This is a genomic window from Streptomyces sp. NPDC047017 (assembly GCF_040644175.1).
Classification (GTDB): Bacteria; Actinomycetota; Actinomycetes; order Streptomycetales; family Streptomycetaceae; genus Streptomyces.
The window spans coordinates 207,779-221,343 of record NZ_JBEYVW010000005.1; the positions used below are offsets into that span (position 1 = coordinate 207,779).

Here is a 13,565-nt window from a genome sequence, read left to right on the forward strand (position 1 = left end):
GAGCGGTCCCCGGCGTACGGTAAAGTGGCCTTCACGCGATCACGCGGGTCACCGCACGTGAGCGCATCGGGACGTGGCGCAGCTTGGTAGCGCACTTGACTGGGGGTCAAGGGGTCGCAGGTTCAAATCCTGTCGTCCCGACTCGTGAGAGTCGCAGGTCAGGGCCGGTTTCAGAGAAATCTGAAACCGGCCCTCGGCCGTTCTCGGGGACTAGTTGGGAACCAGTTGGGGATCAGTGTCCTCGACCGGGGGCAGCGGGTTGTGGCGATCCGGCCGGGGCGTGGGGCCGCTGGATGTCCTCCGGGTGGGCCGTGTGCTGTACGGCCTGCTCGTGGGCGATGGTGCCTGTCGCGACGAGGGCGTTGATGCTGGTCTCCAGGGTCTGCATGCCGTCGCGGTGGCCGGTCGAGATCATGTTGCGGATCTGGCGGGTCTTGCCCTCGCGGATCAGGTTGCGGATCGCCGAGGTGCCTACCATCACCTCGAAGGCGGCCACCCGGCCCCCGCCGGTCCGGGGGATGAGCGTCTGGTTGAGGATGCCGACCAGGGTGTGCGCCAATTGCAGCCGGATCTGCGGCTGTTGCTCGGCCGGGAACACGTCGACGATGCGGTCCAGCGTCTGCGACGTGTCGTTGGTGTGCAGGGTGGCGAACACCAGGTGCCCGGTCTCGGCGATGGTCAGGGCCGCGGAGATGCTCTCCGGGTCGCGCATCTCGCCGAGGAGCAGGACGTCCGGATCCTCGCGCAGGGCCGAGCGCAGCGCGGCGGGGAACGAGTCGGTGTCGGTGCCGACCTCGCGCTGGCTGACCGCCGAGCGCTTGTGCCGGTGCAGGTACTCGATCGGGTCCTCGATGGTGAGGATGTGCACCGACCGATGCGTGTTGACGTGGTCGAGGAGCGCCGCCAGACTGGTCGACTTCCCCGACCCGGTCGGCCCGGTGACCAGCACGAACCCGCGCGGCATGCCCGCCCACCCGATGACCACCGGGGGGAGCCCGAGCTGCCCGGTCGACGGCACGTCGAACGGGATGATCCGCAGCGCCAGCGCCGACGCGCCGCGCTGCACGAAGGCGTTCCCGCGCAACCGGGCTCTCTCTCCCCAGCTGAACGCGAAATCGACCTGCTTCTCCCGGCGGAACCGTTCCGTGAGTTCCTCGCCCAGCACCCCGGTCACCAGGCGATCGGCCTCCGGCTCGGTCAGCGCGGCCCCCTCGACCGGTCGCAGGGCGCCGTCGACGCGGAGGAACGGCGCCGATCCGGCGGTGATCAGCAGGTCGCTGCCGCCCCGCTCCCACAGCTCACCGAGCAGGTGATCGATGATCGCGGAACTCGGTCCGGGCACGGTGGCCTCCAAGATGGCGTACTGGCTCATGGCAGGACCGTCCACTGCTCGACGGTGCCGGTGTGGCCGTCGAAGGAGACGGCGGCCTGGACGAGCGGGCCGGACAGCAGATCGATCCGGGTGCCGCCGAGGTGCTCGGTCGCGCCGCCGCGCCCGGCGGTCACGGTGTAGGTCACGGTCAGCCCGGCCACCTGGGAGGCCCTGGTCAGGCCGCACGGTGCCAGGTCGACCTGATCGGTCACCGGACCGCTCGAACCGAGATGGACCGGTACGTCCAATGAGTGGTCGACGCCGGTGCAGGCGCTGCCGGTGAAGTCCACCGACAGCTTCACCGACTCCACGTCGCCGTCGTCCTGGTGCGCCACCCGCAGGACGGCGTGGTCGAGTGGTCCGGTCGTGGCCGGTGCCGGCGGGGCGTAGCCGCCGAGTGTGAGGGACGCCTGGCCACCGCCGGGGACGGTGGCGTCCGTGATGTCTACGGGCGCGCCGGGAGCCGGGGGCGTGAACCGGGTGATCGCGGTGACCGACGCCGGTTTCGCGATCACGGCCGGGTAGGTCGTGAACAGCACCGGCTCCGGTGGGATGCCGATCACCGGGCGGAGGTATCCGGTGGCCGGGCTGATGCCGAGACCGATGGTCCGGGCGATGACGCCGCGGGTGACGACCTGCGTGCTGACCTGGCTCATCGACAGGTCGACAGCGGCGGTCGGGGCGTAGACGGTGCCATTGATCACCAGGCGGCTGTGATCGGTGGCCGTGTCGGCGTCGTCGGTCGACTTCAGCACCGCGCAACGGCTGCCCGCGGTGAGGCAGCCGGACAGGGCCCGGATGGACGGGGCCCGGAACACGATGTCGAGTTCGACGCCGTCGAGCTGGTCGGCGGCGCCGGTACTGCCCGTGCCCAGCCTCGCCGCGTAGTCGACAGCGAGCTTGGACAACTGGTCGTCCTTCGTGACCCCGCAGGCGCCGAGGTCGACCACGTCGACACCGAGTGCCCCTTCATGGGCGGTCAGGGCGTGCCGCGCGTCGCAGGCGGTACCGGTGCCGGAGACGGTCAGCGCTGCCGTGGGTGGCCCGGTCGACGGGGGCGGTGCCGGGGTGGTGTCGTCGTCCTGGTGCGCCACGCGCAGTACGACCTTGTCGATCACCGCCCCCACCGGCAGGGGCAGCATCGCGAAGGTACCGAGCCGGATCGACGCCGACGCAGTGGCCGTGGTGAGCGTCACGGCCGAGGTGGTGGTGTCGATCGCCTGCGCGTTCCCGGGGTCGAGGAACGCCGCGGTGGTGGGCGTCGCGGTGCTGATCGCCTTGGTGGGCCGTACCGGGACCGGGGGCCGGTAGGTCAGTTCCAGGGTGACGCCGTCGAGCTGATCGGTGGCGGAGGTGCTGCCGGCGCCGAGGGTGGCGGTATAGGTCACGACCAGGCCGGTCAGCTGGGCGGGGTCGGTCAGCCCGCAGGTGGCGATCAGGTCCAGGGTGTCGGTGGCCAGGGCGTCCTGGTGCGCGGCGAGCTTCTGCGAGGTGGTGCAGGAGCGGGGGAGGCCGGGCCCGGTCAGGGTGACCGCGGCCGTCGGCGGTGATCCTCCGGCCGCGCCCGGATCGTCGCGATGCGCGATGTGCAGCAGGGCCCCGTCCAGGACCGAGCCGGGCGCCACCGTGGGGGTGTCGTAACCGCCGAGGTCGATGGTGGCGGTCGGTGTGGTCGTCGCGTCGAGTGCGGCGTGGGCCGTGTGGGCGCCGTCGATCGCCTCGGCGTCGGCCGCGGAAGTGAACGTCGTCGACTTCGCGCTCGTCGCCGGCCGGGGCGGCGGCGGGTCGTAGACGATGTCGAGCCAGATGCCGTCCAGGGAATCGGTGCCCGCGGTGCCGCCCTCGCCCAGTCCGGCGGTGTAGGTCGCGGTCAGGCCGGTCAGCTGTACGGGGTCGGTGATGCCGCATGCCTTCAGGTCGACCCGGTCGTCGCCCAGGGCCGCCCGCGCGGTGAGCGGCAGCTCGGTACACCTGCTGCCGCCGCCCGCGGGGGTGACGTCGATTCCGGGCGCCGCCGCGTCGCCGGTCTCCTGATGGGCCACCCGCAGCACCGCGGAGTCGATCGTCGACCCCGGCGGCAGGGGCGGTTGGCCGAACCCGGCCAGGGTGAGGGACGCGGACGGGGCCGCCGTGGTCAGTTGGGCGCCGGCCACCAGCGGTGTCGGCTGTTCGCCGATCTCCAGGGCGTTGCCGGGATCGGTGCCGGTGGCGGTGAACCCGGTCGACGCGGTCACGGCGGTCGGCTTGAACGTGGTCGGCGTGCGGTAGGCGACTTCCAGCCAGATGCCGTCCAGGCGTTCCGTGGCGGTGGTGCCGTCGGTGTCCAGGGTGGCGGCGTAGGTCACTGTCAGGCCGGTGAGCCGAGCCGGGTCGGTGAGCCCGCACGCGCCCAGCAGGTCGATCGGGGGGTCCGTGGCGAGCGCCGTGTGCCGGGGCAGGGCGTCGGCGCGGCAGGTGTCCGCGCCGACGGCGGTGGTGACCTTCACCGCGCCGGGGGCGGTCAGATCACCGTCGTCCTCGTGCCTGACACGCAGTGTCGCGGCGGTGATGACCGAGCCGGGCGGCACCCGCGGGGTGAAGCCGGCGAGTTGTATCGACGCCGACCGGCGTTTCGTCGGGTCGAGGACGGCGTCGGCCGTGCAGCTCGCGGTGCCCGTGGGCTGCGCACATCCGGGCAGGGTGGGCCGTTCGCCACTGGTCAGGGCGTGGACCGGGTTGGTGAAGCCGGTGTTCGTGACCACCGCTGTCGGCTTCAGCGTGTGGGACGGCTTCGGCGGCTGGACCCCGTACACCGCCACCTGCTGCGCGTCCGGGGTCACCGGGGCGCACAGTTCGGCGTGTCCGCGGTCGACCTGGAACCGGCTGCCGCCGCCCATCATGACTTCGACGCCTTCGGGCCGCGTTCTGTCGCAGCCGCCCGGGTCCGGGACGGCCGGACGGGTGGCGGCTCCGGGATCCCAGCCTTCCTGTGTGCCGCCGACCACGCTGACCGTGGGGTCGTCGACCGTCCAGACCGCGCTGCCGCCGCTGAAGGTGAAGTCGAAGTAGTAGACACCCGGTTGCAGCCACACCACGACGTGGTGGCAGTCGCCGCCGGTGAGGCGGGTCAGCGCGCGGGCGTCGTCGTAGTAGCCGGGCCGCAACCGCACCAGCCAGGAACCGGGGCCGGGGCACGCGGGCACGCTCTGCCGGGCCGGGACGGCCGTGGCGGGCGGGGTGTAGTCCGGGTCGGCGCCCACGACCTCGTCGGCGGGAGCCGACGGGGTGTCGTCGGCGCAGTCGTGCGCGTACGGCGCCTGGGTCGGGGGCAGTGGGGTCTGCGACACGGCACCGGAGCAGTCGCCGACGGCGGACACGTCGCCCGACACCACCATCGAGGCGCCGGCGCCGGTGGTGATGTCCGAGTGGGAGAACACGCTGCCCTGCACGCGCAGCCCGCGCGTGGTCACGTCGATGCCGTCTCCCGTCGCCCGCCCCAGGCTGCGCAGCGCGTCCTGCGGCTGGGTCGCGCGCGTGGTCGCGGGAGAGGTGTTGAGGGGGTCGCAGTGGACGATCATCTGCCGGCCGTTGATCGGCGGGGCGGTGTAGTCGGCGCACGGGTTGCCCTGCGAGAAGTTCTTGATCGCGAGCTGCGTGGCACCGTCCGCGCTGTAGGCCCGCTTGCCCTGGTCGACGTACACGCTCGCGGCTTTCAGTCCCGTGCCGGCGAAGGACAGGAGCGAAACGGTGACCAGGGTGAAGACGACGACGAAGGCCAGCGCGAGGATCAGTGTCGCGCCCTGTTCGTCGTCGCGCCGGCGGCGCGGCTTCAGGCGGCCCGTCATGACGAACTCGCTCGTCGGACGGCGATGAGGGCCGTCGGGGGCGCGGCGGGGTCGCTCTGCACGGTCAGCGTTACCTCCATGGGCGAGGTGCACGAGGTCTCGGCACCGCAGCTCAGAGTCACCGGACGGGTCGATGTGGCGTTGTCGAACCGGCCCAGCAACGTGGTGACGACGCCTTTGTCGGTGCACTTCACCCGGTTCAGGGCGCCGGTCGGCCGGTCGTAGGTGTAGACGATGTCGGTGCCGGGCCGGCTCAGGTGGACGATCACGCCGGTGACGCCGCACGCGGGGCCGGTCGTGACGCTGTCCGCGCTCTGCACGTCGCCGTAGAAGTAGCGGTGGAGCGTGCCCAGCGTGCTGGTGGCGGCCACCCGTTTCCCGGTGCCCGCGGTGAACCGCAGCCCGAGGATGACCGCCTTGGTCAGCAGTGTCCCGACGATAGCCAGGATGACGATCGTGACCAGCAACTCGGTCAGGGTGAATCCCGACTCCGAGCGCCTGGTCGGCCGTTGCGTCGTCATGACAGCATCGACTCCCGCTTGACCACCTCGAGTGTCGCGTCCCGGACGGGGTGCGGGCCGGTCGAGCGCACGGTGAGCGTCACCTTCTGCACTCCGGTGTCGGCCGCCGGGCAGGGCCGGCCGAACGCGCCCACCCCGTCCCAGTACTCGATCTCGACGGTCACGCTGTACCCGGCGGGTGGCGTCGGGGTCTCGTAACCGCGGGCGCAGGACACGTACCGGTCGCTGACGACCTTCTCGGCGGCGCTGCGGATGACCGAGTCGGCGGTGGTCACCTTCTGCTGCGTGACCGAGCTGATGATCGCGGTGCCGATGCCCCCGAGAATGGTCACGAAGGCGATGCCCATGAGCACCACGGTGACCAGAGCCTCGATCAGGGTCTCGCCCTCTTCGCCGCGGCGGCGCGGGCGGCGTGGCCGGCGGTGTGGCAGGCCGGTCATTGGACGTTGACCTGGCTGTAGACGCCGTAGATCGCCGAGATGAGGGCGACGGCCACGAACCCCACGACGATCCCGACCATGATCACCACGGTGGGCTCGAACAGACTGGTCAGCCGCTTGAGTTTGTGCTGCAGTTCCTTCTCGTAGAACTCCGACACGTTCTCCAACTGGTCGTCGAGGGTCCCGGTCTCTTCTCCCACGCGCATCATCTGGGTGACCGCCCCGGGGAACAGTTTGGTGCGGGCGATCGGCCGGGAGATGCCGCCCCCTTCGAGCATCTCCAGCTGGGCCGTCCCGATGGACCGTTCGTACACCAGGTTGTCGGCGCCCGAGCCGGCCAGGCTGAGCGCCTCCGGGAGGGGCACACCGGCCTTGATCATCGAGGTCAGGATGCGGCAGAACCGTTCGATGACCATGAAGCGGACCACGTCACCGACCACCGGCGTCGCCAGCAGGAAGCGGTCGCGCAGCACCCGTCCCCGCTCGGTCCGCAAACCGGCGATCAGTGCCGCGCCGAGCGCGACGAGCACTCCGAGGATGACCGGGTACCAGGCCGTGACGAAGTCGGTGATGCCCAGCAGGATCCGGGTCGGCAGCGGCAGTTCCGCGTGGAAGGACGCGAAGAACACCTTGAAACGGGGCAGTACGAAGATGACGAGGACGAGGATGACGGCGACGGCGAGCCCCATCACCAGGATCGGATAGGTCAGGGCGGAGCGGATACTGCGCCGGCCCTCGACGTCGCGCTCGATGTAGCGGGCCAACTGGGCCATCACCACGTCGAGTTCACCGGTCGCCTCGGCCGAGCGGAGGACGGAGACGTAGAACGGCGGGAGTGCCTTGGTGTGGGCGGCCATCGCGACGGCGAAGCTTTCACCGAAGCGCAGCGAGTCCATGACGTCGATGAGCATCTTGCCCAGCTTCTTGTCCTTGGTCTCGGCGCGGATGATCTCCAGGGCGTCCAGGATGGGCACTCCGGCCTTGATGAAGGCGGCCATCTGGCGGGAGAAGTTGCTCAGCTCGACCAGATCGACCTTCTCCGCGGTGAGTTCGAGCTGCAGCAGGTTGCGGCCCGCGGCCTTGACCGACCGCACGTCGTAGCCCTGCCGGGCCAGGCTGTCGGTCACGCCGTCGACACTGGAGCCCTTGAGCACGCCGGTGGCCTGCTTCCCGTCCGGGCCGACCGCGACGTACTTGAAGGTGGCCATGCCGGTGCCCTCCTGGTTTCCGGTGTCAGGGGTTCGCGTCGTCGGTGTTTGCCTGCGGTGTCCAGCGAGGCGGGCCCTAGACCACGTACACGCTGGACATGATCTCGGCGATGGTCGTGACCCCCTCCTCCACCAGGCGGACGCCTCCGTCCAGGAGGCTGTCCATGCGCTGCTCGCGGGCGGCCTTGCGCAGGCTGTCGACCGGCGCTTTCTCGACGAGCAGCCGCTTGACCGCGTCGCTCATCACCAGCAGCTCGAAGACGCCGATCCGCTCCTGGTAGCCGGTCCGGGAACAGAAGTTGCAGCCCCGGCCCTGCCAGAACCCGGTGCCGGTCGACCCTCCCGCCTCGGCGAAGAAGGCCAGTTCGTCCACGCCCGGCCGGTAGGGCTCGCGGCACTGGTCGCAGATCCGCCGCACCAGTCGCTGGCTGACCACCCCGGCGACCGTGGAGGTGATCAGGAACGGCTCGATGCCCATGTCGACGAACCGGTGCAGCGCGGAGCAGGCGTCGGCGGCGTGGATGGACGACAGGACGAAGTGGCCGGTGAGAGCGGACTCGACCGCGATCCGCGCCGTCTCGGCGTCCCGGATCTCGCCGACCAGGATCACATCGGGGTCCTGCCGGAGGATCGAGCGCAGCCCGGTCGCGAACGAGATGCCCGCCTGGTCGTTGATCTGGATCTGGTTGATCGAGGGGAACACGTACTCCACCGGGTCTTCGATGGTGGTGATGTTGCGCTCGCTCTGGTTCAGCTCGCCGAGCGTGGCGTACAGGGTGGTCGTCTTGCCGCTGCCGGTCGGCCCGCCGCACGCGACCATGCCGTAGGGGGAGCGCAGCAGGGACGAGAACCGTTCGTAGGTCGCGGCGGGCATGCCCAGCTCGGCCAGGCGGAACAGTGTGCGGTTGCTGTCGAGCAGCCGCAGCACCGCTTTCTCGCCCCAGATGGTGGGGCTGGTGGCGACCCGGATGTCGACCGACCTGCCGTCGATCTCGGTGGCGATCTGCCCGTCCTGCGGGCGCCGCCGGTCGACGATGTTCATGTTGGCCATGATCTTGATCCGGCTGACCAGAGCCGGGCCCATGTTCTCCGGCAGGCTCAGTACGTCGTGCAGCGCGCCGTCGATGCGGTACCGGACCCGGACCCGGTCGGCGTGCGGTTCGATGTGGATGTCCGAGGCCCGGTCGCGCAGGCCCTGGGTCAGCATGAGGTTGACCAGCCGCACGACCGGCGCGTCCTCGCTCACCACCCTGGCCCCGGAGGCGGCGTCGCGGCCGGTCTCGGTCGCCTCGAAGGCCTCGACCAGGCTGCTGACGCCGGCCAGCGCCCGGTAGGTGCTGTCGATCGAGCGCCGGATGTCCGAGGGAGCCGCGATCGCCACCCGCACCCGGTCCGGTGCGACGGCCCGGCCGACCTCGTCGAGCACGCGCGGGTCACCCGGGTCGCCCGCAGCGATCAGCAGCGTGCCCTCGGCCCGCCGCACCGCGACGACGCCCAGCGAGCGGGCCAGCGCCTCCGGCACCCGGGCGGCCGCCTCGGGATCAGGTTCGCTCTGGCGCAGGTCGGCGACCGGGACGCCGAGTTGGACCGACAGTGCCTCGATCAGTGACCGTTCGTCGACCATGCCGAGTTCGACCAGCAGGGCGCCGAGTCGCTTGCCCGACGCCGACTGCTGCAGGAGCGTCTCGTCCACCTGCGCCGGGGTGAGCAGCCCGCGCTGTACCAGCAGGTCCCCCAGAAGCGGCCGTTGCCGCCCTGCGGGTGACGACTGCGCCGTGCCGGACGTCGCGTCCCGGTCCGGTTCGCCCGCCGGGACGGGTTCGCCCACCGGGACCGGGACCGGGGGCGGCGCCGGGTCGTGTGCCCCGTCGAGCGGGGTGCCGTCCTGGCCCGCAGGACTTGTCGTCGCCGCGCGGCGCCGGAGAAGCCGGCGATTCGCCAAGGAACCCACCCCTTCCAGCAGTTCTGTCAGTAGCTGATTAGTCAGCGGCATACTACAGGAGCCCACCGTGCGGTCACCCTCTTGTGAGACCGCCGCTCGGCTACGTAGTCTATGGCTGATTAATCAAGCAGTTACTAACACGTGACTTCGCTTGTGTGCCACTCGCTGTAGATGGAGAAAGATGTTCACTTACCTGCAAGGCACGTTGCACCGGCGAATGCGCGCACGGAGTGAGACCCCGGAGGCCGGCTTCACGCTGATCGAGCTGCTCGTGGTCATCGTGATCCTCGGCGTCCTGGCCGCCATCGTCGTCTTCTCCGTCCGTGGCATCAACGACAAGGGCCAGGGCGCGGCGTGCAAGACCGACAAGTCGACGATTCAGACCGCGGAGGAGGCGTACTTCGCCAGTGACAACCGCGGCCAGTACGGCAGCATGAAGCAACTGGTGGACGGCGGGTTCCTGTCCACCGCTTCCACCTGGTACGACGTCAATGCGAACGGTGCCACGTACGACATCAAGCCGGTGGACAAACTCGCGAACGGCCAGCCGAACCCCTGCACCTGATCCGGGGCGGAGTCCTCACCGGAATCGCCGTCGGCCCGAACCACTACGCACCGTAAGGCTCCACTGCGTCCATGCCAGCCACACTTGTCGTGATCATCGGTCTGCTGGGGCTCGCGGTGGGGTCGTTCCTCAATGTCGCCGTCTCCCGGGTGCCGGCCGGCCGCTCGGTCGTGCGGCCCCGCTCCGCCTGCCCGCGATGCGCCACGCCGATCGCGGCCCGGGACAACATCCCCGTCGTGTCCTGGCTCCTGCTGGGCCGGCGCTGCCGCGCCTGCCGGGTGCCCATCCCCGCGCGCTACCCGCTCGTCGAAGCGCTCACCGCGATCCTGTTCGTGGCCGAGGCACTGCGCTTCGGCAGGTCGGAAGTGCTGCCGGCCGAGCTGGTCTTCACCGCGGGGCTGCTGGCGCTGGCCGCCTGCGACGCCGAACAGTTCCTGCTCCCCCGACGGCTGATCTACCCGACTCTCGGGCTCACCGCCGCCTGTCTGCTCGCGGCCGCGGCGGCCACCGGCCAGTGGCATCGGCTCGGCGTGACCGCGGCATGCGCAGTGGGCGCGTTCGCTGTCTTCTTCGCCCTGCACTGGGTGCGGCCGGCCTGGCTGGGATTCGGTGACGTGCGCCTGGCCGGCCTGCTCGGCACCGGGCTGGGCTGGCTCGGCCCGTGGTACCTCGTCCTCGCGCTGCTGGCCGGCAGCGTCGCCGGGCTGCTGGTGGGCATCGCGCTCATGGCGGCGGGGCGAGCGACCCGCCAGACCCGCCTGCCCTTCGGTGTGTTCCTCGCCGCCGGCGCCATCGCCGCCCTCCTCGTCGGCGCTCCTGTCATCCACTGGTACGAGAGCGTGAGTGACCCGTACGCGACGGATGCGCCGCTCTCCATGGTCCGCCACCGGTCATGACCACCCGGGCCGGACCAAGCCACACCGACGATCCCCGCCTAGTTACCATGAAGTACCCTGGCGGCCATGGAGCGACCTGATCTGCCACTGGCCGAGTGGATTGTGCTCGCACTCGTGGCCGAGCGACCCAGCCACGGCTTCGCCGTCGCGGCCCTCACCGCGGAGGGCGGGGAGATCGGTGAGTTCTGGTACATCTCGCGCCCCATGGTCTACCGGTCGATCACGCGGCTGGTCGAGCGCGGACTGATCACGCCGGTCGGCGCCGAGGAGAGCGATCGCGGACCGCAGCGCATGATCTACGCCGCCACCCGCTCGGCGAAGACGATGGTCAGCCGGTGGCTCAGCGAGCCCGTGACCCACCTGTTCGACGTCCGCGCCGAACTCACGAGCAAGCTCCTGCTGCTGCGGCGTCGCAACACCAGCCCGGCTCGCCTGGTGGAGCGTCAACGGGTCGTCATAGACGAGATCGAGGAGTCGCTGCGCGCCAAGGAGCACGCCGGCGACCACCTCACCCGCGCGATCTACGCTTGGCGGCTGGAACACGTCCGTGCCGCGCGCCGGTTTCTCGACGCCGTCGACGTCGACTCGACGCGGCCGGCGGTCAAGACCGGCTGACGTCACGCTCGTGTCGTCCTCTCCTTCTGCCTCACCTGCGCGTCCAGCGCCACACCCGGTGCCCGTGGACAGTGCTCGACGAGGCGCGTGTGCCGACGAGAGGGGCCCGGCGATCGCAGCATCGCGATCGCCGGGCCCGCGACGCATGTCAGCGTCTCAGCGGCAGCCGCCGGGAACGGCTCGTCGGCTACGGCACCTCGACGACGGTCTCGCAGGAGCCGCCGGCCGCGATCGCATCCGTGCCCGGGAGCGTCGGACCGCCGTTGGCGTCGCCGGCGCAGACGTCCGTGCCGCTACCACCGGCGAGGGTGTCGCTGCCGGCGCCACCGACCACGGTGTCCTTGCCGGCGCCACCGGAGAGCGCGTCATCGCCGGCCCCGCCCTGGACGACGTCGGCGCCGTCACCGCCGCTGATGGCGTCGTTGCCGTCACCGCCGTCGATGTAGTCGTCGCCGCTGCCGGCCGACACGGCGTCATTGCCACCGAACGTGCAGATCGTGTCGTTGCCGCCATTGCCGCTGACACTGTCGTTCCCGTTGCCGGTCACGATCACGTCGGCGCGGCTCGTGCCGTTCACGACCCCGTTGCCGATGATCGTGGCGGCGAGACCGTGACAGCCGGGTGAGACGCTGATCGTCACGGTCGCGACGTTCGAGTCGTCCGTGCCGTCGTTCGCCTTGTAGGTGAAGCTGTCGCTGCCGACGTAGGCGCCGGTGGGCCGGTAGCTGAACGAGCCGTCCGGGCTGAGCGCGAAGGTGCCGTGCGCCGGCCCGGTCACGACCGACGCCGTCAGCGTGTTGTGGTCGGCATCCGTATCGTTGCCGAGGACACCAGGGGCGCCGACGACGAGCGGGGTGTCCGCTCCGATGTGGCTGTACGACTCGTTCGCGGCCGTCGGCGGCCGGTTCGTCGTGTTGAGCAGCACCGACGCGTCATTGACGAACGTCGCCGAGCTGTTGCTGTTGGCCGTCACGACATCGGGACGCCCGTCGCCGTCGAGGTCGGCCACCGCGGTGGCCTGCGGGTTGCGACCGCCGCCCAGTCCGAAGGCGAGCGGGCTGCCGAACGCGCCGGTGCCGTCGCCCTCGAGCACCATGACCTGGTCCGAATCGGCGCTGGAGACGACCAGGTCGGCGTGGCCGTCGCCGTTCAGGTCGGCCACCGACGCGGAGCTGAGGTTCGTCCCCGCCGTCAGGACGCTCGCGGTGCCGAACCCGCCCGCGCCGTCGCCGAGCAGGACAGCGACGCGCCCCGGCGAGCCGGGCGCCACGACGACGGCGTCCGGCTCGCCGTCCTGATTGACGTCGGCGAGCTTGAGCCTGGACGGCAGTGTCACCCCGGCCGGGACGCTCGACGCCGTGCCGAAACCCCCGTGTCCGTCGCCCGGCAGCACGGAGAGCGTGCCGGACGACGAGTTCGACGTGATGAGATCCAGATGGCCGTCGCCGTTGAGATCGGCGGCCGCGATGCCCTGCGGACCGGTACCGCCGCCCAGTGAGAACTGCGTCGCCGCGCCGAACGTGCCGTCGCCGTGGCCCAGCACCACCGAGACGTTGTTCGTGTTCGCGTCGGACGTCGCCAGATCCGGCTTGCCGTCCTCGTCGAAGTCGCCCACGGCGACATCGGTCGGGAAGCGTGCGACACACGGGTTGTCACCCGAGGTGTCGCACCCGGGCGTCGGGTTGAGTCGCACCGCCGCTCCGGCACCGAGAGCGCCGGATCCGTCGCCGAGCCAGACCAGGGCGACGTTGCCGCGCGCGTCCTCGCTGATGACGTCCATGTGGCCGTCGCCGTTGACGTCGCGGACCACTGCCGAGCCGAGAAAGACGCTCGACATGGTGCGCGGCGCCGCGTACTTCGTCACAGCGCCGAAGCCGCCGCCGCCCGAGCCGAGGAACACGCCCAGGCCCTCGGCGCGGATCGCCGTCACGAGGTCCGGTTTCCCGTCGCCGTTGAGATCGCCGATCGCGACGGCGGAGCTGCCGCGGCCGTTGTCGTCGAGGTTCACCGCGGTACCGAAGCCGGTCGTGTCGGCGACGGCCGCGGAGGCCGGGCCGGCGGCCATCACGACGGTCGCCACCGCGACGATGAGCGTCGGAACCCGGCGGGAGCGACCGCGCGTGACCGCGACTGAGCGGCGGCCGTCCGGCGTGAGGTGCCGGCGTGGTGATCTGCTCATGGG

Annotated in this window: 10 protein-coding genes and 1 tRNA gene; 4 read left to right on the plus strand and 7 right to left on the minus strand. The window is 70.9% G+C overall.

Annotation, left to right across the window (positions count from 1 at the left end; translation table 11 throughout):
• The first annotated feature begins 67 nt into the window (after nucleotides 1-67).
• A tRNA-Pro gene (locus tag ABZ858_RS10760) sits at nucleotides 68-141 on the plus strand.
• Nucleotides 142-232: 91 nt separating this feature from the next.
• Here the strand turns inward: ABZ858_RS10760 and ABZ858_RS10765 are convergent.
• The 6 genes from ABZ858_RS10765 to ABZ858_RS10790 all read right to left on the minus strand — a co-directional run bounded on the left by ABZ858_RS10765 (nucleotide 233) and on the right by ABZ858_RS10790 (nucleotide 9,307).
• Nucleotides 233-1,372, minus strand: a complete 1,140-nt coding sequence (locus ABZ858_RS10765; protein WP_361374894.1) for a type IV pilus twitching motility protein PilT — start codon at nucleotides 1,370-1,372, stop codon at nucleotides 233-235.
• The gene (locus ABZ858_RS10770) at nucleotides 1,369-5,196 is read right to left on the minus strand and encodes a hypothetical protein (protein ID WP_361374896.1); all 3,828 of its coding nucleotides are present in this window, start codon (nucleotides 5,194-5,196) and stop codon (nucleotides 1,369-1,371) included. The genes ABZ858_RS10765 and ABZ858_RS10770 overlap by 4 nt, the downstream gene beginning before the upstream one ends.
• On the minus strand, nucleotides 5,193-5,717 hold the full coding sequence (locus tag ABZ858_RS10775; RefSeq protein WP_361374898.1) for a prepilin-type N-terminal cleavage/methylation domain-containing protein: 525 nt from the start codon (nucleotides 5,715-5,717) through the stop codon (nucleotides 5,193-5,195). Before ABZ858_RS10775 ends, ABZ858_RS10770 begins: the two co-directional genes overlap by 4 nt.
• The gene (locus ABZ858_RS10780; RefSeq protein ID WP_361374900.1) at nucleotides 5,714-6,157 is read right to left on the minus strand and encodes a type II secretion system protein; all 444 of its coding nucleotides are present in this window, start codon (nucleotides 6,155-6,157) and stop codon (nucleotides 5,714-5,716) included. The genes ABZ858_RS10775 and ABZ858_RS10780 overlap by 4 nt, the downstream gene beginning before the upstream one ends.
• Nucleotides 6,154-7,365, minus strand: coding sequence for a type II secretion system F family protein (locus ABZ858_RS10785; RefSeq protein WP_361374902.1), 1,212 nt, complete (start codon nucleotides 7,363-7,365; stop codon nucleotides 6,154-6,156). The genes ABZ858_RS10780 and ABZ858_RS10785 overlap by 4 nt, the downstream gene beginning before the upstream one ends.
• Nucleotides 7,366-7,441: 76 nt before the next feature.
• Complete coding sequence (locus ABZ858_RS10790) at nucleotides 7,442-9,307, minus strand: GspE/PulE family protein (RefSeq protein WP_361374904.1); 1,866 nt, start codon at nucleotides 9,305-9,307, stop codon at nucleotides 7,442-7,444.
• A 217-nt stretch (nucleotides 9,308-9,524) separates the two neighbouring features.
• Between ABZ858_RS10790 and ABZ858_RS10795 the strand changes: the two genes are divergently transcribed.
• From ABZ858_RS10795 to ABZ858_RS10805, 3 genes are all read left to right on the plus strand, one after another.
• Complete coding sequence (locus tag ABZ858_RS10795; RefSeq protein ID WP_361374906.1) at nucleotides 9,525-9,872, plus strand: prepilin-type N-terminal cleavage/methylation domain-containing protein; 348 nt, start codon at nucleotides 9,525-9,527, stop codon at nucleotides 9,870-9,872.
• A gap of 71 nt (nucleotides 9,873-9,943) precedes the next feature.
• Entirely contained in the window at nucleotides 9,944-10,768 is an 825-nt protein-coding gene (locus ABZ858_RS10800; RefSeq protein ID WP_361374908.1) for a prepilin peptidase, read from the plus strand.
• A 66-nt stretch (nucleotides 10,769-10,834) separates the two neighbouring features.
• Nucleotides 10,835-11,383 (plus strand): PadR family transcriptional regulator, encoded by a 549-nt coding sequence (locus tag ABZ858_RS10805; protein WP_361374910.1) that lies wholly within the window; start codon nucleotides 10,835-10,837, stop codon nucleotides 11,381-11,383.
• A gap of 187 nt (nucleotides 11,384-11,570) precedes the next feature.
• Here the strand turns inward: ABZ858_RS10805 and ABZ858_RS10810 are convergent, their stop codons facing one another.
• Nucleotides 11,571-13,562, minus strand: coding sequence for an FG-GAP-like repeat-containing protein (locus tag ABZ858_RS10810; protein ID WP_361374912.1), 1,992 nt, complete (start codon nucleotides 13,560-13,562; stop codon nucleotides 11,571-11,573).
• Between the last annotated feature and the right edge of the window lie 3 nt (nucleotides 13,563-13,565).

Bases quoted from the DNA above. Each gene is read 5' to 3' on its own strand.
- ABZ858_RS10770 (WP_361374896.1), bottom strand. From the start codon at position 5,196: ATGACGGGCCGCCTGAAGCCGCGCCGCCGGCGCGACGACGAACAGGGC.
- ABZ858_RS10775 (WP_361374898.1), bottom strand. From the start codon at position 5,717: ATGACGACGCAACGGCCGACCAGGCGCTCGGAGTCGGGATTCACCCTG.
- ABZ858_RS10785 (WP_361374902.1), bottom strand. From the start codon at position 7,365: ATGGCCACCTTCAAGTACGTCGCGGTCGGCCCGGACGGGAAGCAGGCC.
- ABZ858_RS10810 (WP_361374912.1), bottom strand. From the start codon at position 13,562: ATGAGCAGATCACCACGCCGGCACCTCACGCCGGACGGCCGCCGCTCA.
- ABZ858_RS10800 (WP_361374908.1), top strand. From the start codon at position 9,944: ATGCCAGCCACACTTGTCGTGATCATCGGTCTGCTGGGGCTCGCGGTG.
- ABZ858_RS10780 (WP_361374900.1), bottom strand. From the start codon at position 6,157: ATGACCGGCCTGCCACACCGCCGGCCACGCCGCCCGCGCCGCCGCGGC.
- ABZ858_RS10795 (WP_361374906.1), top strand. From the start codon at position 9,525: ATGCGCGCACGGAGTGAGACCCCGGAGGCCGGCTTCACGCTGATCGAG.
- ABZ858_RS10765 (WP_361374894.1), bottom strand. From the start codon at position 1,372: ATGAGCCAGTACGCCATCTTGGAGGCCACCGTGCCCGGACCGAGTTCC.
- ABZ858_RS10805 (WP_361374910.1), top strand. From the start codon at position 10,835: ATGGAGCGACCTGATCTGCCACTGGCCGAGTGGATTGTGCTCGCACTC.